Genomic DNA, 21,052 nt, shown 5'->3' with positions numbered 1-21,052 from the left:
GCGCCGTCGTGGCCGCGGCGCCGCGGCGGTACGGTGGCGGAGTGCGGCTATCGGTGTTCTGGGATCGGATGAACCAGCAGTTCGGCGAGGTCTACGCGCAGAGCGTGGCCAAGGACTACGTGATCGCCGAACTCGGCGGCCGCACCATCGAGCAGGCCCTGGCGGACGGCGAGGACGCCAAGACGGTCTGGGAGGCGGTCTGCGCCACCTTCGACGTCCCGCAGCGCCTGCACTAGCCGGCGCTAGTCCGGAACGGGCAGGTGGGCGTACAGGTCCATCGGGTCCATCGAGGCCGGCAGGTCGCTGACCTGGCCGTCGCCGACCTCCACCACCCGCCACCGGCCGTCGGTCCGGCGCGCCAGGTCGGTGGTGATGAACCGGCAGCCCAGCGCCCGCACCGCGGTGGCCACCGTGTCCAGCTCCGGCTCGGGGTAGTGGTCGGGCTCGTCGGGGTGCGGGCCGATCAGCGCCGGCTCGCCGTCCACCCACCACACCCGCGCCTCGCCGGCGTCGTACGGCTCGTACTCGCGGACCACCAGCCCGCCGGTCAGGAACTCGTCCTGCAGCGCCACCATCTTGGCCACCACGCCGCGCAACTGGGTGGTGTTCTTGACGTCCGGGACGAAGCAGGCCTCCTCCCACTCGTGCTTGCGGGACTTCACGTAGTCCTTGACCACCGCGGGCCCGGGCGGCAGCGGCCGCACCAGCTCGGCCAGGTCGTCGGGAACGGTGCGGGGCGGCAGCGGGCGCCACACGCTGTGCGGGGTCAGCCCCGCGAACGTGTCGTGCCAGCCCGGCAGCTCGTGCGCCCGCCGGTAGTCCTCCGGGTGGGTGAGCAGGGGAGTGCCGCGTTCCTTGAGGGCGGCGGCCAGCGCGGTGTACTCGGCCGCGGTCAGCATCCAGCCGCGGTACCAGGCCGGGCCCAGGTCGCGGGGCACCCGGCGGATCGCGGTGAGCACGTCGCCCCGCCGCAGCGCGTCGTGGTCGATCAGCACGACGTTGCCATAGTGGTCGCGCACCGCAGCCGCCTCGCGCGCGAAGTGCGGCTCGACGCGCCGGGGGTTGAGTGGATCGGCGCAGAAGACGACGGTCAGCGTCATGGTGGCCCCCTCCGACGCGGCCAGCGTACGGGCACCGCCCGCCGCCGCGCACGGGGATCGCGCGGGGATTCGGGGACGGACCGCGGCGAGTCGGGCCATGATCGAACGGATGTTCGGTAGAGTGGGGAACGCACACGACGTTCGTCCACAGCGGCGGCAGGGACTCGAAAACTGTCGGTGGGCCGCCGTAACGTCGCTTCCGACCGAAAGCGAAGTCTCCAGGGCCGGTCGTACGGCCTGGGATTGAACAGGGGCATCTCATGGCAGCTAGCGACCGCGACAAGGCGCTCGAGACCGCGCTCGCCCAGATCGAGCGGCAGTTCGGCAAGGGCTCGGTGATGCGGCTGGGCGACGAGGCCCGCGCACCCGTCGAGGTGATCCCCACCGGATCCATCTCGCTGGACATCGCGCTGGGCATCGGCGGCCTGCCGCGCGGCCGGGTGATCGAGGTGTACGGCCCCGAGGGCAGCGGCAAGACCTCCATCGCCCTGCACGCCGTGGCCAACGTGCAGAAGAAGGGCGGCATCGCCGCGTTCGTCGACGCCGAGCACGCCCTCGACCCCGACTACGCCAAGAAGCTCGGCGTGGACACCGACGCGCTGCTGGTGTCCCAGCCCGACACCGGCGAGCAGGCCCTGGAGATCGCCGACATGCTGGTGCGCTCGGGGGCCATCGACATCATCGTCATCGACTCCGTCGCCGCCCTGGTGCCGCGCGCCGAGATCGAGGGCGAGATGGGCGACAGCCACGTCGGCCTGCAGGCCCGGCTGATGTCCCAGGCGCTGCGCAAGATGACCGGTGCGATCAACCAGACCAAGACCACCGCCATCTTCATCAACCAGCTCCGCGAGAAGATCGGCGTGATGTTCGGCAGCCCGGAGACCACGACCGGCGGCCGGGCGCTGAAGTTCTACGCCTCCGTGCGGCTGGACGTGCGGCGGATCGAGACCCTCAAGGACGGCACCGAGCCCGTCGGCAACCGGGTCCGGGTCAAGGTCGTCAAGAACAAGGTCTCCCCGCCGTTCAAGACCGCCGACTTCGACCTGCTGTACGGGCAGGGCATCAGCCGCGAGGGCGGCCTGATCGACCTCGGCGTCGAGCACGGCTTCGTCCGCAAGGCCGGCGCCTGGTACACCTACGAGGGCGACCAGCTCGGGCAGGGCAAGGAGAACGCCCGCAACTTCCTCAAGAACAACCCCGACATCGCCGACGAGATCGAGAAGAAGATCAAGGAGAAGCTCGGCGTGGGCCCGCGCCTGGACGCCGACGCCACCGCCGCGGCCCCGGCGGACCCCGCCGCCCCGGCGCCCGCCCCCGCGGCGGCCCCGGCCGGACGCAAGACCGGCGCCAAGGCGGCCAAGCCCGCAGATTCCTGACCGTGCATCCGCGGATCAGGGTGACTGTTGACGAACCGTGAGGAATGATCTTCCATGAAGGGCGGCGGCGTCCCGTCCCGCACCGGCCTGCCGGCAAGCGGGCCTTCCCCGAAGACGCCGCCGCTCACGTTCCTCGCCCTCGTCCGGTCGCCCTCCGCCGATAGCGCCCGCCTCCCGGTGCCCTCATGAACGACCGGCACACCGACCCCACCTGGCCCGTGGCGGACACCTGGCCTCTCCCGCCAAAGTCTCCGCCGCCACCCCAGGACACCCCCGTTCTCTGGAACACCCCCGAAGAACCCCGGGACGCCGTCACCTCCGAGAGCGCCGCCCAGGGGCCGGAGGACCCCGGCCCTTCCGGATCCACCGTCCCCTCCCAGGACCCCGCCGGCCTCGAGGAAGGCGAGCCCTCGGAGCAGCCCACCCCTGAGGAGGGTCCTGTTCCGCCCTGGGCCACGGCCTCCTCGGACGTCATCGTCAGCTGGGACGTCCCCGAGGACCCGGAACACGGCGTCCCCTCGGGGAACGACGTCGTGGCCGACGATGACCCGCGGCCGGAGAACACCCCCTCACCCGAGCCCGCCGCAGGCCGGGACGCCCAGCGAGACGCACAGGGCACCGTCTCGGCAGAGCACCCGACCCCGCCCGGCCGGGTTCCGCCCTGGGACACCACCTCATCGGACGCCGCCGTCGTATGGGACGTCGCGGACGAGCCAGAGGAGACCGTCCCCCCTGCGAAGGCCACCGAGGGCGACCCGCTCCCCGCCGAAAGCCCCGCCCCACCCGGGGACACCGTCACCCGCCCTTCCGCCGAGAACCCGGAGAACGTCCCCTCCGCAGGGACCGCCGGGCCCGGACGCTTTTCCTCCCAGGACGCTGTCTCACCCTGGGAGGTCGGCGAGGACTCAGACGATCCGGCCTCCCGCGAGGATGCCGATGAGTCCAGACGCTCTTCCTCCCGGGGCGATGTCCCGTTCGGGGACACCGGTGAAGGCTCGGAGGCCGCGGTTTCGGCCGAGGAGGCTCCAGAGCTCGGACGTGTTTCGCCCCGGGACGCCGCCTCGTCCGAGAGCACTGGGGAGGGCTCGGAGAGCGTCGTCACTCCCGAGGGAACTGCCGAGCCCCGGCGCGTTCCCTCCCGAAAGGATGTCTCGTCCGCGGGCGCCGGTGAGGGCTCTGACGATGTGCCCTCCTTTGAGGAGCCTGGGCGTGTTTCGTCTCGGGGGGATGACTCGTCCGGTGGGGCGGTCGAAGGGGAGGGGGTGGCACGGGAGATCTGTCTGCGGTTGCTGGCGGCGGCGCCGCGGACTCGGGCGCAACTGGCGGACGCGCTGCGGCGCAAGGGGGTTCCGGAGGAGGCGGCGGAGCGTGTGCTGGGGCGGTTCTCCGAGGTCGGGCTGATCGATGACGAGGCGTTCGCACGGGCCTGGGTGCAGTCCCGGCACGCCGGTCGGGGGCTGGCGCGCCGAGCGCTGGCCAGCGAGCTGCGGCGGCGCGGCGTCGCCGACGAGACGGTCAGCGAGGCGGTGGAGTCCCTGGATCCCGAGCGGGAGGAGCGCACCGCCCGGGAACTCGTCGCCCGCAGGCTGCCGGGCACCCGTACGCTGCCTCCCGACAAGCGCATGCGCCGGCTGGTCGGCATGCTCGCCCGCAAGGGCTATCCCCCCGGCCTGTGCTACCGCGTGGTCAAGGAGGCGCTCGAAGCAGAGGGCGACGAGCTCGACGCCCACGAGCCTCCCGACTTCGACGACTGATCGGCCCATCCTCCACAAAGCCCGCCTTCCCACCGAGGCATGCCCCGACGGGAGATGGCCGGAGTACGACGACGCCACCAAGATCCCCCGTCCCGCCCCGTCCCGATGACCGTGGACACCGGCTGAGCAGGGGCCTCGGCGGGGCGTACTCGCAACGGCCGCGGACACGGCTTCGGGTGGACGTGCGGTTCCGCCTCCTTCGAGTCGTTCGGGCCATGCGACGGGCGCACGGCGGCCTGTGCCGTTCCGTGCCCGGCACGGCGGCCGGAGATGAAGGATCCGGAGGCGGACGGACACCGCACCGTCCGGTCCGCGGTCTCCGTCCGCCCGCATGGTTACGGACGGTGCGCGACACGCCCGGGATTACTGGGATTTTCTCCGGGTTGTCGACTCCCGCGGCGGACGCGGAGAGGGGCGGTGAAGTCGGTATTCTCGGCGGGAACGGGTGGTAAGCAACTCCTCACGCCCACGTACGGTTAGTCCGGAATGCCCTGGGTTTGCTTGCTCATTACCTGATAGCCGCTTACCGTTACGGCAGTGAGGAGTTACTCCGCGCACTGCGGATTGCCATACGACCCTGCACGTTCGAACACCTGAGAGTGGACGGGCGCGTTGCGGGCCTGCCGTCGTTCGCGGCGGCGCCGGGATCCCCCCGGTCTGTCATGGTGACGGCCCGTGTTCGGCCTGGCGCCTGGGCGTCCGGCGGTCTCCGGGGTGCGGATAGGTCCTCGCACCGCAGGCTCTCCACACCGCGTGGAGCCCGCACCGAGACGAGCCGGCCCGGGGGGAGACCCCCGGCACCCCTGGAAGGGTCTGCGCCATGGTGAGCGTCCTGCTGGGTGCCGCATTGCTGGTGACCCTGGTCGCTCTGGTCATCGTGCTGCGCCGCCCCACCGGTCCGCCGCCCCCCACGGAGGACGAGCTCGCCGCGGTGCGCCGGGAGGCCGAGCAGATCCGCGCCCAGGCCCGTACGGACGCCCAGGAGCTCCTGCACAAGGCCGAGGCCCAGGCGCAGCATCTCGCCGAGACCGCGCGCGCCGACCTGGAGGGCGAGGCCAAGGCGCTCAAGCAGGAGCTGCGCACCCTCCGGGACGACCTGGAACGCCGCGAGGCCCGGCTGGCCGAACGCGAGCAGCGGCTGGACGCCGAGGCGCGCCGGCTGGAGGAACGCGGACGGCGGCTGTCGGAGGCCAAGCGGGCGCTCGAGGAACGGCAGGCCGAGCTGGACCGGCTCGACGAGGACCGGCGGCGGGTGCTGGAGCAGGCCGCCGGGCTGACCGCCGAGCAGGCCCGCGGCGAGCTGGTCGCCATGATCGAGAACCAGGCCAAGCGCGAGGCCGCCCTGATCACCCGGGAGATCGAGAGCGCCGCCCGGGCCGAGGGGGACAAGCGCGCCCGCAAGATCGTGACGCTGGCGATCCAGCGGGTGGCCAGCGAGCAGACCGCCGAGTCGGTGGTGTCGGTGCTGCACCTGCCCAGCGACGAGATGAAGGGCCGGATCATCGGCCGCGAGGGCCGCAACATCCGGGCGTTCGAGACCACCACCGGGGTCAACCTGATCATCGACGACACCCCCGAGGCGGTGCTGCTGAGCTGCTTCGACCCGGTGCGCCGCGAGGTCGGCCGGCTCACCCTCGAAAAGCTCGTGCTGGACGGGCGCATCCACCCCCAGCGCATCGAGGAGGTCTACGAGCGCAGCAAGGCCGACGTCGAGCAGCTGTGCGTGCGGGCGGGCGAGGACGCGCTGGTGGAGCTCGGCATCACCGACATGCACCCCGAGCTGATCGCCCTGCTCGGCCAGCTGCGCTACCGCACCTCCTACGGCCAGAACGTCCTCAAGCACCTCATCGAGTCCGCCCACATCGCCGGGATCATGGCCGCCGAGCTCCGCCTCCCGGTCGAACTGGCCAAGCGCTGCACCCTCCTGCACGACATCGGCAAGGCCCTGACCCACGAGGTCGAGGGCAGCCACGCCCTGATCGGCGCCGAGATCGCCCGCCGCTACGGCGAGCACGAGGACGTCGTCCACGCCATCGAGGCCCACCACAACGAGGTCGAGGTCCGCACCGTCGAGGCCGTCCTGACCCAGGCCGCCGACGCCATCAGCGGCAGCCGCCCCGGCGCCCGCCGCGAGTCCCTCGAGGCCTACGTCAAGCGCCTGGAACGCCTCGAGCAGATCGCCCGCGACAAGCACGAGGGCGTCGACAAGGTCTACGCCATGCAGGCCGGCCGCGAGATCCGCGTCATGGTCAAGCCCGACGCCGTCGACGACATCCAGGCCCAGGTCATCGCCCGCGACATCGCCAAGCAGGTGGAGGACGAGCTCACCTACCCCGGCCAGATCCGCGTCACCGTCGTCCGCGAGTCCCGCGCCACCGAGTTCGCCCGCTGACCCGCAGACGAACGCCCTCGGCCCGTTGCAGGGTCAGGGGTGGGCGGGAGGTTCGTCGGCGGGGGCCGGGGCGGGCGGCTCGCCCACGGTCAGGGCGATCTCGGGGATGTTGTGCGGGGTGAAGCCCAGGGTCTGGCCGTAGAAGGCGAGTTCGGACTCCAGGCAGGTGACGACGGTTTCGGCGCGGCGGAAGCCGTGGGACTCGCCCTGGAAGGCGAGGTAGGCGTACGGGGTCTGCTTGGCGGCCAGGGCGGCGGCGAACTTCTCCGACTGGGACGGGGGGACGACGGGGTCGTCGGTGCCCTGCAGGAGGAGGACGGGGCAGGCGGTCTGGTCGGCCCGGGTCAGCGGGGAGCGTTCGCGGTAGGCGCGTTCGAAGCCCGGCATGGGACCGATCAGGCCGAACAGGTAGCGGGACTCGAAGTCGTGGGTCTCGTCCAGGAGGGTCTGCAGGTCGCTGACGCCGTAGTAGGAGGCGGCGGCGCGGAACACGGCGCTCTGGGTGACGGTGGCCAGGGTGGTCCAGCCGCCGGCGCTGTGACCGCGGATGGCCAGCCGGTCCGGGTCGGCGATGCCGCGTTCGGCGAGGGCGCGTCCGGCGGCGATGGCGTCCTCCACGTCCACGACGCCCCACTGGCGGCGCAGCCGCTCACGGTAGGCGCGGCCGTAGCCCGAGGAGCCGCCGTAGTTGACCTCCACCACGCCGATCCCGCGGCTGGTGAAGTAGGCGCGTTCCAGGCTGAGCACGCTGGAGGCGCGCGACGTGGGGCCGCCGTGCACGAACACCACGTACGGGGGCAGCTCGTCCTCCGGCCCCTCGACGGTCGGGTTGGCGGGCGGGAACAGGTAGGCGTGCACCGGCCGCCCGAACGGCCCCTCCAGGCGCTCCTCGCGGGGCGTGGGCAGGTACGCGGGGTCCGGCACCTCGGCGGGCTCGCGGCGCAGGACCTCGTAGGCCCCGGTGGTGACGTCCAGCCGCACCACGGCGCTGGTCTCGGTGGCGCTGCCCGCGATGCCGACGACGGTGGAGCCGTCCGCCGACAGGGCCGCCTGCCAGTCGTCGTACGGCAGGTCCAGGTCGATCAGGTCCAGCGTCTCCGGGTCGTAGATCCCCAGCCGCTGGTCGCCCTCCCCGTGCAGCACCGCCAGCCGTCCGTCGCCCAGCGCCGCGTACGGCATGCCGCCGAGCTGCCACAGGGGCGTGGCGAACTCCTCCTCGGCCGGGTACAGCGCCTGCGGGGACTCCCCGTACAGGCCGACCTGGTAGATGTTCCACCAGCCGGGCCAGTCGGAGATCACGTACAGGCTGCCGGCGTCCCGCCACACCGGGGCCAGCGCCGACTCGGTCAGCCCGCCCTTGACGGTGCGCGGCGAGGTCGCCCTGCCGTCCTCCAGGGCTGCCACCCGCACCTCGGTGCCGTCCCACGGCATCCGGGGATGGCTCCACTGCACCCACGCCAGGTACTCCCCGTCCGGCGAGGGAACGGGGGAGGCGTAGAAGTCACTGCCGCTGACCAGCTCGCGGATGGCCGACGCGTCGCCGGCCGCACGACCGTCCAGGGGGACCGCCACGATCGCCCGCCGCACCCCGTCGGAGGTGTGCCCCTCGCAGACGCACCAGATCTCCTCGCCGTCCGGCGACAGCGTGAAGTCGGCGTACCGCAGGCCGCCCGGCAGCGCCGGCTCGGGGGTCAGCGGCCGGGGCTTGGGGTCGCCCGGGTCGAGCCGGTGCAGCCGCTGGTCCTCGAAGTTGGCGAAGACCAGCGCGTGCCCGTCGCCCGCCGGGACCGGCAGGTAGGACCGGCCGCCGTACTCGTGCACCCGGGTCCGCGCGTCCCACGGCGCCTGCAGCAGCTCGGTCCGGACGCCGCCGGAGTGCCGCACGACCGTGGTGCGCCCGCCCTCCTCGGGCCGGGATTCCTGCCACCACACATCGCCGCCGACGACGGTGGGGAAGCTGAGGCGCAGCCGGGCGCGGGCGACGTCGGCGGCGGATATCGGCGAGGGCCAGGAGCCGTAGGGGAGGGTCACACGAGCGGTCATAACGCCAATCGTTCCGCAAACGCGGACTCATTGGGGCCTGACTGGCCAGTTGAGTTCGGAAAGATATCGGCCCGGCGACCTCGTCGGATCGACGCATCGTGACCGGGTCGCTGCGCGTCGGCCCGCAACGCGAAGGGGCGCCGCCGGATCGCCCGGCGACGCCCCTCGGCAGGACGGCGGGATCAGTCCCCGCCGGTGGCCATCTCGCTCTTGCCCGCGCCGGCGGCCTGCCCCATGCCGGCGGCGGCCGGTGTCCCGGTGCCCGTGCCGAGCGTGGCCGCCGCGGTCTTGCGGCTGCGCCGGCTGCGTCCCTCCAGCCAGGTCGCGAAGCGGCTGAGGGCCATGTTCATCCCGATGTAGATGACCGAGACGATGATCGCCGCCGGGACCAGGTTGTGGTAGTTGGCCGGGACGATCCGGAACCCGGCGCTCAGCAGGTCCTGGAAGGCGATGATGAACCCCAGGGCGGTGTCCTTGAGCAGCACCACCAGCTGGCTGACCACCGCGGGCAGCATCGCGGTGACCGCCTGCGGCAGCAGCACCAGCCGCATCACGCCGCTCTTGCGCAGGCCGAGCGCGTAGGCCGCCTCCGACTGGCCGCGCGGCACCGCGAGCACGCCCGCCCGCACCACCTCGGCCAGCACCGACCCGTTGTACATGACCAGGCCGAACACCAGCGCGGCGAACGCCGGCACGGTCACGTTCCCGGCGTTGATCTCCACGCCGAACACGAACAGCACGTTCTCGACGATGATCCGCTGCGCGTTGCCGAACGGCCCGTCGGCGATGATCGGGCTGATCGCCGGCGGCACGAAGAACGCCAGGAAGATCAGGATCAGCAGCGGCATGGCCCGGAAGAACTCCACCACCGCGCCCGCCGGGACCCGGATCCACCAGTGGTCCGACAGCCGCGCCAGCCCGAACACCACGCCGAACAGCAGCGCCAGCACCGAGGCCACCGCCGCGGCGCCGAGGGTGTTCTTCAGGCCGGGCAGGATGAGGTTCTCCCAGACCTGGGGTTCCACGAACGGCTTCCACAGCTCGCCCGCGAACTGGCCGCGCTCGTCCAGCCTGGCGTACACGACGTAGGCGACGGCGAGCAGCACCACGACCGCGACGGCGGTCAGGATGTTGTGCCGCAGCCGCGCCCGGGGGCCGGGCGCGTCGAACAGAACGGACGCTTCCTGCCGGCTCATCGCGCCACCGCCATTCGCTTGGCCAGCCAGCCGAAGAAGAACCCGGTCGGCAGGGTCAGGACGAGGTACCCGGCCGCGATGCCGAGGAAGACCGGGATGGAGGCGCCCATGTCGTCGAACATTTCCTTCATCACCGCCGCGGCCTCATAGCCGTAGGCGACCGCGCCGACCACCGTGGTGTTCTTGATCATGGCGATCATCACGCTGCCCAGCGGGGCGATGACCGCCCGGAACGCCTGCGGCAGGATGATCATGCGCAGCGACTGCATGAAGGTCAGCCCGATGGAGCGGGCCGCCTCGGCCTGCCCGATCGGCACCGTGTTGATGCCGGACCGCAGCGCCTCGGAGACGAACGCGCCGGTGTAGATCGACAGCCCGAGCACGCCCCACCAGTACCGGTTGACCGTCTCGGTGTCGGACAGGGTGACCTTCAGCTCGTCGTTGATCGCCAGGATGCAGATCGCCAGCAGCAGCGTCAGCGGCGTGTTGCGCAGCAGGTTCACCACGAACGAGCCGGTGCGCGCCAGCACCGCGACCGGCGAGACGCGCAGCGCGGTCAGGAACGTGCCGAAGATCAGCGACAGGATCGCGGTCACCGCGGCGAGCCGCACCGTCGCCCAGAAGCCGGCGAGGATCAGGTCGAGGTTGTCGAAGACCGGGCTGAAGTCCAGAAGTTGGTCCATGAGGATCCACGAGGTCAGGGTCGTGCCGGTGCCCCGGCCGGGACACCGGCACGACCTGCAGGGTGAGGATCAGCGGATCAGGCGCAACCCTCGAACTGCGGGACGGTGTAGTTCAGCTTCAGCCCGGTGCCGGCGAAGTGCTTGTCCAGCAGCGTCTTGGCGGTGCCGTCGGAGTACATCTTGGTGATCGCCTTGTTGACGGCCTCGCAGGTCTCGATGTCGCCCTTCTTGATGCCGACGCCGTACTTCTCGTCGGTGAAGGGGTCGTTGATGACCTTGAACTTGCCCTTCTGCTGGTTGGCGAACCCGGCCAGGATCAGGTCGTCGGTGGTCACCGCGTCCAGCGCGCCGGAGGCCAGCTTGGCGGTGCAGTCGGCGTAACCGGTGGCGTCGACCAGGACGGCCGGGATGTTCAGCTTGCCGTCCGGCGGGCCCTCGGTGACCCGGCGCCAGGAGTTGGACCCGGCCGCCTTGCAGAGCTTCTTGTCCTTGAGGTCGGTGGCCTTCTTGATGTCGTTGTTGTCGGCCAGCACCATCGTGTCCTGGTGCGCCACGTAGTACGGGCCGCCGAACGTCACCTTGGGCTTGCGGGCCTCGGTGATGGAGTAGGTGGCCACCACGATGTCGACCTGGTTGCTGGCCAGGAACGACTCGCGGTTCTCCGAGCGGGTCTCCTTGAAGGTGATGCCGCTCTCGGGGACGCCGAGCTCCTTGGCGATGTACTTGGCCACGTCGACGTCGAAGCCCTCGAAGGTGCCGTCGGGCTTCTTGAGGCCGAGCGCCGGCTGGTCGTACTTGATGCCGACGACCAGCTTGCCGCTCTCCTTGGCCCGCTGCGCGACCGACTTGCTCTCGGCCTCCTGCTTCTCGGTGTCGCTGCCGCAGGCCGCGGTGCCCAGGGCCAGCGCCGCCGCCGCCGCGATCGCGGCGATCTGACGTACTCGCATTGTCTGTCTACCTTCGCTTCCTGCCGAATGCGCGGCTCGGTCGGGGGCTTCAGTGGGTGATGATCTTGGAGAGGAAGTCCTTGGCGCGCTCGGTGCGCGTGTTGTCGAAGAACTCGTCCGGGGTGTTCTCCTCGACGATCTCGCCGTCGGCCATGAAGACCACCTTGTCGGCGGCGCGCCGGGCGAAGCCCATCTCGTGGGTGACCACGATCATGGTCATCCCCTCGCGGGCCAGCTCGGTCATCACCTCGAGGACCTCGTTGACCATCTCCGGGTCCAGCGCCGAGGTGGGCTCGTCGAACAGCATGACCTTCGGCTTCATCGCCAGCGCCCGGGCGATGGCGGCGCGCTGCTGCTGGCCGCCGGACAGCTGGGCGGGGTACTTGGCGGCCTGGTGGCCGATGCCGACCCGCTCCAGCAGGGCCATGGCCTGCTCCTCGGCCTCGGCCTTGCCCATCTTGCGCACCTTGATCGGGCCCAGCGTGACGTTCTGCAGGATCGTCTTGTGCGCGAAGAGGTTGAACGACTGGAAGACCATCCCCACGTCGGCGCGCAGCCGGGCCAGCTCCTTGCCCTCCTCGGGCAGCCGCTGCCCGTCGATCTCGATGGTCCCGCTGTCGATCGGCTCCAGCCGGTTGATCGCGCGGCACAGCGTGGACTTGCCGCTTCCGGACGGCCCGATCACCACGACGACCTCGCCGCGGCGGATGTCCAGGTCGATGTCCCGCAGCACGTGCAGCTGGCCGAAGTGCTTGTTGACCTTCTCCAGGCGGACGAGTGGACGGCCGTCCCCCGTGCCCGCCGCCGACCCGGTGTCCCCGGGCAGGCCCTTGCGCAGGTCCGCCCCACCGGCCTCGATGCCGCTGTCCGTCATGGCTTGGGACTTTAAGGCATCTTGGACCCCCGGACACTCACCGTGCGGTACCGATAGGATCACAAGTTCGTACGTCTGCCCGCAAAACGCCCGCTCGGCGGCCGATTCAGGCCAACCGGGGCACGGCCCCTTCCGCCCCGCGGTCACTTGGGGTAATCGACTTGGCCCCCACCTGCGGGCAGCGCCTACCCTACAGAGAGATCCGAGCGGCACCGTGCCGCGTTCCTCCCCGCCCCGGCGCGGGGTCCGCACGCGTTGAGGGAGTCCGATGAGCGCGCCCACGATTCATCCCGGCGGCGAGCCCCGTACGTACGAGATCCGTACGTACGGCTGCCAGATGAACGTGCACGACTCCGAGCGCCTGGCCGGGCTGCTGGAGGCGGCCGGCTACGTGCGCGACGAGGCCGGCGAGCCGGACGTGGTCGTGTTCAACACCTGCGCGGTCCGGGAGAACGCCGACAACCGCCTGTACGGCAACCTGGGGCACCTGCGCCCCGTCAAGGACGGCCGGCCCGGCATGCAGATCGCGGTCGGCGGCTGCCTGGCGCAGAAGGACCGGGACGCCATCGTGCGCCGCGCCCCCTGGGTGGACGTGGTGTTCGGCACCCACAACATCGGCTCGCTGCCGGTGCTGCTGGAGCGCGCCCGCGTGCAGCGGGAGGCGCAGGTGGAGATCAAGGAGTCGCTGGAGACCTTCCCCTCCACGCTGCCGACCCGCCGCGAGTCCCCGTACGCCGCCTGGGTGTCGATCTCGGTGGGCTGCAACAACACCTGCACCTTCTGCATCGTCCCGGCGCTGCGCGGCAGGGAGAAGGACCGCCGTCCCGGCGAGATCCTGGCCGAGGTCGAGGCGCTGGTGGCCGAGGGCGTGCTGGAGGTGACGCTGCTCGGGCAGAACGTCAACGCCTACGGCAGCGAGTTCGGCGACCGGCAGGCGTTCGCCAAGCTGCTGCGGGCCTGCGGCGGGATCGAGGGGCTGGAGCGGGTCCGGTTCACCTCGCCGCATCCGCGCGACTTCACCGACGACGTGATCACCGCGATGGCCGAGACCCCGAACGTGATGCCGTCGCTGCACATGCCGCTGCAGTCCGGGTCGGACCGGATCCTGCGGGCGATGCGCCGCTCGTACCGGCAGGAGCGGTTCCTGGGGATCATCGAGCGGGTCCGCGCCGCGATGCCGGACGCCGCCATCACCACCGACATCATCGTGGGCTTCCCCGGCGAGACCGAGGCGGACTTCGAGCAGACCCTGCACGTGGTGCGCGAGGCCCGGTTCTCGGGCGCGTTCACCTTCCAGTACTCCAAGCGGCCCGGCACCCCCGCCGCCACCATGGACGGCCAGGTGCCCAAGGAGGTCGTGCAGGAGCGGTACGAGCGGCTGGTCGCCCTCCAGGAGGAGATCTCCTGGTCGGAGAACAAGAAGCAGCTCGGCCGGACCCTGGAGGTGCTGGTCGCCGAGGGCGAGGGCCGCAAGGACGACGCCACCCACCGGCTGTCCGGGCGCGCCCCCGACAACCGGCTGGTGCACTTCCGCAAGCCCGACGAGCCGGTGCGCCCCGGCGACATGGTCACCGTCGAGGTCACCTACGCCGCCCCGCACCACCTGGTCGCCGACGGGCCGGTCAAGGCGGTCCGCCGGACCCGGGCGGGCGACGCGTGGGAGGCCCGGCAGGCCGCGCCCAAGGGCGTGTCGCTGGGCATGCCCGGCATCGGCCGTCCCGCCGCACCGGCGGTGCCCGTCTCCGCCTGCTCGGCGGACCACGGCGGATGCTGATCGCCGCGGCGGTCTGCCCGCATCCGCCGCTGCTGGTCCCGGAGATGGCCGGAGCGGCCGCCGGCGAACTGGACGATCTGCGCGCCGCCTGCGACACGGCCGTCCGCCGGCTGGTCCGGGCGGAGCCGGAGCTGATCCTGGTCGTCGGCGGCGCGGACCGGGCGGCGGAGTACGGCCCCGACGGCCGCTGCGACCTGCGGCCGTACGGGCTGGACCTGGTGTGCGGCGGACGTCCGGGAGGGCCGTCGCTGCCGCTGTCGCTGTCGATCGGCGCGTGGCTGCTGTCCCGCCGCACCGCGGACCTCGACCCGGACCGCGTCCGCTACCGGGCGCTGGCGTTCGACGCCCCGGCCGGTGAGTGCGCCCGGCTCGGCGAGCGGGCGGCCGGTCGGGCCGGGCGGGTCGGGATGCTGGTCATGGGCGACGGGTCCGCCTGCCGGAGCGAGAAGGCCCCCGGCTATCTGGACGAGCGGGCCGAGCCGTACGACGCCGGGGTGGCGCGGGCCCTCGGGCGTGCCGACGCCGCGGCGCTGGCCGCCCTGGACCCCGGCCTGTCGGCCGAACTCGGGGCGGCCGGGCGCGCGGCGTGGCAGTTCCTCGCCGGAGCGGCCGGTGACGCCGCCTACGACGCCGAACTGCTGGCGCACCAGGCGCCCTACGGCGTCGGCTACTTCGTGGCGGGCTGGGCGCGGGCCTAGGCGTTCGGCGGTGTGGTCGGCGGGGTCTGCGGCGGCCGCTGCCCGCCGCCCTCACGGTCGATGTACTCGCCGGCCCGCTGCTGGCCCTTGTCGACGTGCTCGGCGTACTTGCCGCCGGTGCGCCGGTCGAACATGTCCCCGGCCTTCTCCACGCCCTTCTTGGCCTGGTCGGGGTGCTGGCCCAGCATCTGCTTGACCTTGCTGACGATCGACATGGTGACCCCCGATTCACGGTCGGCGGCGCCGGGCGGGCGCCCGGCGCCCGAACACTCCACCCATACCCCCCCGGATGGCAGAGTTATGCGCGTGACCTTCCCCGATGTGCTCGCGGTGGTCGGCCCGACTGCGGCCGGCAAGTCCGATCTGGCGGTGGAGCTGGCGCTGGCGCTGGACGGCGAGGCGGTCAACGCCGACTCGATGCAGCTCTACCGCGGCATGGACGTCGGCACCGCCAAGCTGACCCCCGGGCAGATGCGCGGCGTGCCGCACCACCTGCTGGACGTGTGGGAGGTGACCAAGACCGCCAGCGTCGCCGAGTACCAGGAGCTCAGCGACCGGGCGATCGCCGAGATCCGCGGGCGGGGACGGACGCCGATCCTGGTCGGCGGGTCCGGCCTGTACGTGCGGGCGGCGCTGGACGAGATGGAGTTCCCCGGCACCGATCCCGGGGTCCGCGCCCGGCTGGAGAAGGAGCTGGAGGCCGTGGGATCCGGCGTCCTCCACCGGCGGCTGCGGGAACGCGACCCGCGGGCCGCCGAGGCGATCCTGCCCAGCAACGGGCGGCGGATCGTGCGCGCCCTGGAGGTCATCGAGATCACCGGCCGCCCGTTCACCGCGACGCTGCCCGAGCACCGCTACCGTTACGACGCCGTGCAGATCGGGCTGAGCGTCCCCCGCCCGGAGCTGGACGAGCGGATCGCGCTGCGGGTCGAGCGGATGTGGGAGGCGGGGCTGGTCGACGAGGTGCGCCGGCTGGAGCGGGCGGGCCTGCGGGACGGGCTGACCGCCGGGCGCGCCCTCGGGTACGCCCAGGTGCTGCGGTTCCTGGCCGGGGAGTGGACCGAGGAGCAGGCCAAGCAGGAGACGATCCGGGCCACCCGCCGGTTCGCCCGCCGCCAGGAGTCGTGGTTCCGCCGCGACCCCCGGGTGCACTGGCTGCCCTACGATGCGCCGGACCTCGTGGAACGCGCGCTCGCCCTGGTCGCCGAATAGGATCGGGCGCATGCGTTTCGTGAAGGGGCACGGCACCGAGAACGACTTCGTGATCCTGCCGGACCCCGACGGCTCCCTCGACCTGCGGCCCGCGACCGTGGCCGCGCTGTGCGACCGCCGGGCCGGCGTCGGGGCGGACGGCGTGCTGCGGGTGGTGCGCGCCAAGGCGGCCGGTGACCCGGTGGCCGATGAGCTGGCCGGCGAGGCCGAGTGGTTCATGGACTACCGCAACGCCGACGGCAGCGTCGCGGAGATGTGCGGCAACGGGGTGCGGGTCTTCGCCCGCTACCTGGTGGACGCGGGCCTGGCCGAGCCGGGGGAGTGGGACGTGGCGACGCGGGCGGGCCTCAAGCGGGTGACGCTGGGGCCGTCCGGGGACGTCAGCGTGGACATGGGCCCGCCGGTCGTGCAGGGCGACGGCCGCGCGACCGTCGCCGGGACCGAGTACACGGGCCTGCGGGTCTCGATGGGCAACCCGCACCTGGCCTGCCCGGTCGACCGGCCGGTACGGGACCTGGACCTGACCCGCCCGCCGGTGGTGGATCCGGCCGTCTTCCCCGAGGGCGTCAACGTGGAACTGTTCCGCCCCCTCGGCGAGCGGCACGTGGAGATGCGCGTGCACGAGCGCGGCTCGGGCGAGACCCGCTCGTGCGGGACGGGCGCGGTGGCCACCGCGGTGGCGGCCGCGGGCCCCGGGCGGACCGGCGAATGGACGGTGGACGTGCCCGGCGGCCGGGTCACCGTGACCCTGGACGGCCGCACCAGCCACCTGCGCGGCCCCGCCGTCCTCGTCGCCGAGGGCCACATCCGCGACGACCTGCTGCGCTGACCCGTCCCTCCAAGGACGACCCCGGATCCTCGGACGTTCGTGTCGAGCGCCCTCGCTCCGCAGATCCGCGCCGCAGTCGCCTGACATGTCGGTCTGGGCGGCCCCGACCTTCGAAAGGGGCGGGGCAAGCGGTCCTCGTTCCGCAGGACCGCGCTGGGGACGCCCGGCCGGGGGCCTGGTCCGGGCGTCTGGAGCGTCCTGCTCGGATCGGGACGGCGGTCCCTCGGCGGCGGGACCCCCGGGCGCCTAGTTTCGAACGTGCACACCCTGTGGGAGTCGCACGGACAGGGATGGGAGCCCCGAGGTCCGTGCGGCGAGGCGGGGCCGGTGACATCCACCATGGCGGGGGGCGGTCACCGGCCCCGCACTGTGTTCTCCTCCGGATGCTCCAGGTCGTCCGGCATGAGCCCGCCGTGGATCGGCAGCCGGGCCTGGACCAGCGTCCCGCCTCCCGGGCCGGGCCCGATGGAACACGATCCGCCCAGCTCGGCGGCCCGTTCCCGCATCGAGGACATGCCCACCCCGGCACGGCCGTGCGGCGGCAGTCCCACCCCGTCGTCGGTGATGCTGACCTGCAGCTCGCTGGATCGCTCCAGGCGGACCAGGACCGTCCGGGCGCCGGAGTGCCGCCGCACGTTGGTCAGCGCCTCCTGCACGATCCGGTAGGCGGCGACCTCCACCGCGGCCGGGAGCCTTTCCAGGTCGCCGTCGATCCGCACGTGCACCCGCAGCGCCTGCTGGTCTCCGGCCGGGCCGGACGCCCCGTCGGCCAGCGCCTGCACCGCGCCCGCCAGGCCCAGGTCGTCCAGCGCGGGCGGGCGCAGCCCGTACACCAGCTCGCGGATGTCGCCGATGGTCTGGCTCATGGTGGTGCGCAGCTTCTCCAGCAGCGGGTCCACCGCCGCCGGGTCGCGGTGCAGGTTGATCCGGGCGGCGTCCACCGTCATCGCCAGGCTGGCCAGCGTCGGGCCGAGCCCGTCGTGCAGGTCGCGGCGCAGCCGCCGGCGCTCCTCCTCGCGGGTGGCCAGGATCCGTTCCCGGGACCGCTGCACGTCGGCGGTCAGCCGCACCGCGTTGGCCAGTTCGGCCAGGTTGCGGGCCATGATCGCGGCGACCCGCCGGTCGGCGTTCTCCGGGCGGCTGAACAGCAGCCGGCCCACCGGGCGGCCGTGCCAGATCAGCGGGATCGACTCCGGATCGGGGCCCAGGTCGCCGTCCTCGGCCATCGCGGTGCGGCCCTCCCGGCCGGTGACCTCGACCATCACCCCGGTGGCGCGCAGCGCCTCGCGGACCGCCGACGCCGCCACCGCCAGCGCCGCGGCCGGATCGGAGGCGGTCTGCAGCCGCTGGTTGAGCCGGTCGGCGATCCGGTACGGGTCCCGTTCGCCGTGCACCAGCCGGTCCACGGTGCGCTGCAGCCGCCGCCGGACCGGCTCGAACACCGCGCCCGCGGCGATCGCGCCGACCAGCCCGGCCATCGGCCCGCGCCCGGCGAACAGCACGCTGGCCGCGCCGACCAGGGCGAAGTACACCCCGGTGATCACCACCACCAGCCCGGCGTACACCAGGGTGCGGCTGATCACCAGATCGATGTCGTACAGCCGGTAGCGGGTGATGGCGATGGCGATGCAGATCGGCACGGTGGCGATGGTCAGGTTGCGCAGCGGGTCCCCGATCGGCCAGGACTCGCCCACGAAGATGACGGTCTGGGCGAACACCCCGGGGTAGATGACCCAGGCGATCTGCCGCCGCACGTCGGGCGTGGACCGCCAGAACCGCAGCACCACCGACACCAGCCCGCCCACCAGCGCCCCGAGGATGGTCACGCTGATCGGCCACGGGATCTCCTGGAACGGGTAGACCGACACCCCGTTGTGGAACCGGCGCGCGTCCGGGTCGAGGGTCAGGTGCACGCACACGATCAGCGGCACCGCCAGCGCCACCGCCAGCACCGGCCGGAACCACCGGGACACCAGCCGCCCGTCCGGGAAGATCAGCGGCAGCACCAGGGTCAGCGCGAAGGTGTCGACCGCCCAGAACCAGTAGCCGAGCCAGCGGAAGAGCCCGTCCAGCGGCCAGTCCCGGATCTGCAGCCAGGGGCCCAGGTTGAGGGACAGCACGTACACCGCGGCGCAGAACCCGGCCACCAGCATCAGCCAGCCCACCCGCAGCCCGGGCCGGTGCCGCACCAGCAGCACCGCCACGGGCGTCCAGGTCAGGGCCAGGACGATCTCCGGATGCCACCACACCATCCGGCGTTCGACCGGAACCCCCGGGCCCAGCAGCAGGGATGTGAACACCAGCGACACGGCGGCCAGCGAAAGCGCGAACGCCGCACGCACCGCCCGGCGATCCCGCTGCTCGGTCCTCACCATGTGGAGCTTTCTTTCCCGGAGGAATGGGTCAAGGCATCGTAAATCGTCCCGGGCGCTGTCCTGCAGAGAACCGGGGCGGACGTCTCATGACGCCGGGACAACGGGACTCCCACACTGAGCGGGCCGAAGCCGGACAGACCGGCCGGCCGGACGACAGGTGAGGGGATGCGGCGAAGATGCGCAGGCTGATCGGTGCGCTGGTCGCGGTGGGGCTGCTGGCGGTGGCCACACCGGGGACGGCGTGGGCGGAGGACGAGAAGGAGACGCCGCTGGCCACGCGGCTGGCGGCCAAGTCGCACCCGGCCGTCCAGCTGCTGGCGACCACGTACTCGGCGACACTGGCGGTGCCGACCATGGCGGCCAACGACAAGGAGGTCGAGAAGCTCGTCCAGGAGACCGTCCGCAAGGTGGTCAACGGGGAACTCCCGCAGGACGAGCAGAGCCTCTACAAGTACATCCTGGAGCAGTGGGCCGCCGACGTGGACCGGTTCCTGCGCCCGGTGGGGCCGGACCGGACGGTCGAGGCCAAGGTCACCGGGACCTGCACCGGCTGGTGGGTGACGCCCGACGGCTACATGGTGACCGGCGCGCACTGCGTCAAGCCGGACACCACCGAGCTCAGCCAGACGTTCGCCAAGCAGGCCCTGGACCAGATCAACAAGCAGGACGTGGCCGAGCTGATCGAGGCGATCGCGCAGGAGGGCCAGGCCAGCGACGACAACATCGAGAAGGCCACCGAGATCGTCGTCGAGTTCAACGCCAAGCACCTGAAGATCGGCCAGATCAGCCAGTCCACCACGGTGCTGCAGAGCGTGCAGGGCGGCGGGGTCGACAAGAACGCCAAGGAGCTGCCGGCCGAGATCGTCTCCGCGGGCGAGAGCTACCCGGGCAAGGACGTGGCCATCCTCAAGGTCAACGGCCAGCAGAACCTGCCCACCCTGGAGCTGGGCGCCGACGACGACGTGCAGGTCGGCGACACCTTCTACATCGACGGCTTCCCCGGCACGGTGACCAACAACGGGTCGCTGAGCCTGGAGAGCCGGCTGCAGCCGACGTTCACCCAGGGCCCCTACAACGCGCAGCGCAGCACCCAGACCGGGGTGCCGTACTTCCAGACCCAGGCGCCGGCCTACGGCGGCAACTCCGGCGGCCCGGTGTTCAGCGACTCCGGCAAGGTCGTGGGCATCCTGATCGCGGGCCTGAACGACTCCGACGGCCAGTCCGCGCAGAACCAGCAGCTGGTGCTGCCGGTCAGCGTGGTCAAGGAGAAGCTGAACGAGAAGAACGTCAAGCCGGTCACCTCGAACACGACCGTCGCCTACAACGCGGCCCTGGACTCGTACTTCAAGCGCCACTACAAGCGGGCGCTGCCGAAGTTCCGCGAGGTGCAGGCGCTGAACCCGGGCCACCCGTACGTCGCCAAGTACATCAGCGACTCGCAGTCGGCCATCAACGCCGGCAAGGACGAGACCCCGCCGGGCCTGGGCTTCTGGCTGGCGGTCGTCGGCGCCGCGGTGGTCGTGGCGATCATCGCGGTGGTGCTGATCATGGTGCTCCGGCGGCGCTCGCGGCGCGGCTCGGGCCCCGGCCAGGGCCTGCCGGGTCAGCTGCCCGGCCAGAACCTGCCCGGCCCCGGCATGGCTGGTGTCCCGTACGGCGCGGGACAGCCCGCCCCGCCGGTCGGACCCCCGCCGGTCCAGCCCACCTACCCGGGCGGCCCGGGCGCGCCGGTGCCGCCCGCCCAGCCCGGCGCGGGCGGCTACCAGCCCCCGTGGCCCGGCGCCCACTAGAGGAACGCA

The 21,052-nt window shown here is 72.2% G+C and carries 17 protein-coding genes; 9 read left to right on the top strand and 8 right to left on the bottom strand.

Annotation, left to right across the window (positions count from 1 at the left end):
- The first annotated feature begins 41 nt into the window (after positions 1–41).
- On the top strand, positions 42–236 hold the full coding sequence (locus HNR21_RS29120) for a DUF3046 domain-containing protein (RefSeq protein ID WP_119729417.1): 195 nt from the start codon (positions 42–44) through the stop codon (positions 234–236).
- Positions 237–242: 6 nt separating this feature from the next.
- Here the strand turns inward: HNR21_RS29120 and HNR21_RS29115 are convergent, their stop codons facing one another.
- Positions 243–1,100, bottom strand: a complete 858-nt coding sequence (locus HNR21_RS29115; RefSeq protein ID WP_182707694.1) for an ATP-grasp domain-containing protein — start codon at positions 1,098–1,100, stop codon at positions 243–245.
- A 260-nt stretch (positions 1,101–1,360) separates the two neighbouring features.
- On the opposite strand from HNR21_RS29115, the gene recA reads away from it, so the two are divergent.
- The 3 genes from recA (at position 1,361) to rny (ending at position 6,622) form a co-directional block, all read left to right on the top strand.
- On the top strand, positions 1,361–2,476 hold the full coding sequence (recA, locus tag HNR21_RS29110; protein WP_119729419.1) for a recombinase RecA: 1,116 nt from the start codon (positions 1,361–1,363) through the stop codon (positions 2,474–2,476).
- A gap of 1,262 nt (positions 2,477–3,738) precedes the next feature.
- Entirely contained in the window at positions 3,739–4,230 is a 492-nt protein-coding gene (locus tag HNR21_RS29105; protein ID WP_182707693.1) for a regulatory protein RecX, read from the top strand.
- Between the two features lie 820 nt (positions 4,231–5,050).
- Positions 5,051–6,622, top strand: coding sequence for a ribonuclease Y (gene rny, locus HNR21_RS29100; RefSeq protein ID WP_119729421.1), 1,572 nt, complete (start codon positions 5,051–5,053; stop codon positions 6,620–6,622).
- A gap of 33 nt (positions 6,623–6,655) precedes the next feature.
- Here rny and HNR21_RS29095 read toward each other — a convergent pair whose 3' ends face one another.
- The 5 genes from HNR21_RS29095 to HNR21_RS29075 form a co-directional block, all read right to left on the bottom strand.
- Positions 6,656–8,665 (bottom strand): S9 family peptidase, encoded by a 2,010-nt coding sequence (locus tag HNR21_RS29095; protein ID WP_182707692.1) that lies wholly within the window; start codon positions 8,663–8,665, stop codon positions 6,656–6,658.
- Positions 8,666–8,847: 182 nt separating this feature from the next.
- Positions 8,848–9,861: an amino acid ABC transporter permease gene (locus HNR21_RS29090; RefSeq protein ID WP_182707691.1), complete on the bottom strand. Its 1,014-nt coding sequence runs from the start codon at positions 9,859–9,861 to the stop codon at positions 8,848–8,850.
- On the bottom strand, positions 9,858–10,544 hold the full coding sequence (locus tag HNR21_RS29085; protein WP_182707690.1) for an amino acid ABC transporter permease: 687 nt from the start codon (positions 10,542–10,544) through the stop codon (positions 9,858–9,860). The genes HNR21_RS29090 and HNR21_RS29085 overlap by 4 nt, the downstream gene beginning before the upstream one ends.
- A 77-nt stretch (positions 10,545–10,621) precedes the next feature.
- On the bottom strand, positions 10,622–11,491 hold the full coding sequence (locus HNR21_RS29080) for a glutamate ABC transporter substrate-binding protein (protein WP_182707689.1): 870 nt from the start codon (positions 11,489–11,491) through the stop codon (positions 10,622–10,624).
- 49 nt (positions 11,492–11,540) lie between these two features.
- Positions 11,541–12,365 (bottom strand): amino acid ABC transporter ATP-binding protein, encoded by an 825-nt coding sequence (locus HNR21_RS29075; protein ID WP_119729426.1) that lies wholly within the window; start codon positions 12,363–12,365, stop codon positions 11,541–11,543.
- Between the two features lie 268 nt (positions 12,366–12,633).
- On the opposite strand from HNR21_RS29075, the gene miaB reads away from it, so the two are divergent.
- Together miaB and HNR21_RS29065 are read left to right on the top strand one after the other, a co-directional pair.
- Entirely contained in the window at positions 12,634–14,139 is a 1,506-nt protein-coding gene (gene miaB / locus HNR21_RS29070; RefSeq protein ID WP_182707688.1) for a tRNA (N6-isopentenyl adenosine(37)-C2)-methylthiotransferase MiaB, read from the top strand.
- Complete coding sequence (locus HNR21_RS29065) at positions 14,133–14,837, top strand: class III extradiol ring-cleavage dioxygenase family protein (protein ID WP_182707687.1); 705 nt, start codon at positions 14,133–14,135, stop codon at positions 14,835–14,837. The genes miaB and HNR21_RS29065 overlap by 7 nt, the downstream gene beginning before the upstream one ends.
- Here HNR21_RS29065 and HNR21_RS29060 read toward each other — a convergent pair.
- The gene (locus tag HNR21_RS29060) at positions 14,834–15,052 is read right to left on the bottom strand and encodes an antitoxin (protein WP_182707686.1); all 219 of its coding nucleotides are present in this window, start codon (positions 15,050–15,052) and stop codon (positions 14,834–14,836) included. The genes HNR21_RS29065 and HNR21_RS29060 overlap by 4 nt on opposite strands.
- 85 nt (positions 15,053–15,137) lie before the next feature.
- Here HNR21_RS29060 and miaA point away from each other — a divergent pair, with 85 nt between their 5' ends.
- Together miaA and dapF are read left to right on the top strand one after the other, a co-directional pair.
- Positions 15,138–16,049: a tRNA (adenosine(37)-N6)-dimethylallyltransferase MiaA gene (gene miaA / locus HNR21_RS29055; protein ID WP_119729430.1), complete on the top strand. Its 912-nt coding sequence runs from the start codon at positions 15,138–15,140 to the stop codon at positions 16,047–16,049.
- 10 nt (positions 16,050–16,059) lie between these two features.
- Positions 16,060–16,878 carry a diaminopimelate epimerase gene (gene dapF / locus HNR21_RS29050; RefSeq protein ID WP_182707685.1) on the top strand — a complete coding sequence of 273 codons (819 nt, stop codon included), beginning with the start codon at positions 16,060–16,062 and terminating at the stop codon, positions 16,876–16,878.
- A 353-nt stretch (positions 16,879–17,231) separates the two neighbouring features.
- Here dapF and HNR21_RS29045 read toward each other — a convergent pair whose 3' ends face one another.
- On the bottom strand, positions 17,232–19,253 hold the full coding sequence (locus tag HNR21_RS29045; RefSeq protein ID WP_182707684.1) for a sensor histidine kinase: 2,022 nt from the start codon (positions 19,251–19,253) through the stop codon (positions 17,232–17,234).
- Positions 19,254–19,429: 176 nt separating this feature from the next.
- On the opposite strand from HNR21_RS29045, the gene HNR21_RS29040 reads away from it, so the two are divergent.
- A complete protein-coding gene (locus HNR21_RS29040) occupies positions 19,430–21,043 on the top strand; it encodes a trypsin-like peptidase domain-containing protein (protein WP_182707683.1) in 1,614 nt (537 codons plus the stop codon).
- The last annotated feature ends 9 nt before the right edge of the window (positions 21,044–21,052 follow it).

It is taken from the genome of Thermomonospora cellulosilytica (genome assembly GCF_014138835.1).
Lineage (GTDB): Bacteria > Actinomycetota > Actinomycetes > Streptosporangiales > Streptosporangiaceae > Thermomonospora > Thermomonospora amylolytica.
This window is presented reverse-complemented; position numbering and strand designations above follow the sequence as displayed.

What these genes read in the sequence shown, in the direction of transcription:
- HNR21_RS29115 (WP_182707694.1), bottom strand. Translation starts at nt 1,100, where the DNA reads ATGACGCTGACCGTCGTCTTCTGCGCCGATCCACTCAACCCCCGGCGC.
- recA (WP_119729419.1), top strand. Translation starts at nt 1,361, where the DNA reads ATGGCAGCTAGCGACCGCGACAAGGCGCTCGAGACCGCGCTCGCCCAG.
- rny (WP_119729421.1), top strand. Translation starts at nt 5,051, where the DNA reads ATGGTGAGCGTCCTGCTGGGTGCCGCATTGCTGGTGACCCTGGTCGCT.
- HNR21_RS29095 (WP_182707692.1), bottom strand. Translation starts at nt 8,665, where the DNA reads ATGACCGCTCGTGTGACCCTCCCCTACGGCTCCTGGCCCTCGCCGATA.
- HNR21_RS29090 (WP_182707691.1), bottom strand. Translation starts at nt 9,861, where the DNA reads ATGAGCCGGCAGGAAGCGTCCGTTCTGTTCGACGCGCCCGGCCCCCGG.
- HNR21_RS29085 (WP_182707690.1), bottom strand. Translation starts at nt 10,544, where the DNA reads ATGGACCAACTTCTGGACTTCAGCCCGGTCTTCGACAACCTCGACCTG.
- HNR21_RS29080 (WP_182707689.1), bottom strand. Translation starts at nt 11,491, where the DNA reads ATGCGAGTACGTCAGATCGCCGCGATCGCGGCGGCGGCGGCGCTGGCC.
- HNR21_RS29075 (WP_119729426.1), bottom strand. Translation starts at nt 12,365, where the DNA reads ATGACGGACAGCGGCATCGAGGCCGGTGGGGCGGACCTGCGCAAGGGC.
- miaB (WP_182707688.1), top strand. Translation starts at nt 12,634, where the DNA reads ATGAGCGCGCCCACGATTCATCCCGGCGGCGAGCCCCGTACGTACGAG.
- HNR21_RS29065 (WP_182707687.1), top strand. Translation starts at nt 14,133, where the DNA reads ATGCTGATCGCCGCGGCGGTCTGCCCGCATCCGCCGCTGCTGGTCCCG.
- HNR21_RS29060 (WP_182707686.1), bottom strand. Translation starts at nt 15,052, where the DNA reads ATGTCGATCGTCAGCAAGGTCAAGCAGATGCTGGGCCAGCACCCCGAC.
- miaA (WP_119729430.1), top strand. Translation starts at nt 15,138, where the DNA reads ATGCGCGTGACCTTCCCCGATGTGCTCGCGGTGGTCGGCCCGACTGCG.
- dapF (WP_182707685.1), top strand. Translation starts at nt 16,060, where the DNA reads ATGCGTTTCGTGAAGGGGCACGGCACCGAGAACGACTTCGTGATCCTG.
- HNR21_RS29045 (WP_182707684.1), bottom strand. Translation starts at nt 19,253, where the DNA reads ATGGTGAGGACCGAGCAGCGGGATCGCCGGGCGGTGCGTGCGGCGTTC.
- HNR21_RS29040 (WP_182707683.1), top strand. Translation starts at nt 19,430, where the DNA reads ATGCGCAGGCTGATCGGTGCGCTGGTCGCGGTGGGGCTGCTGGCGGTG.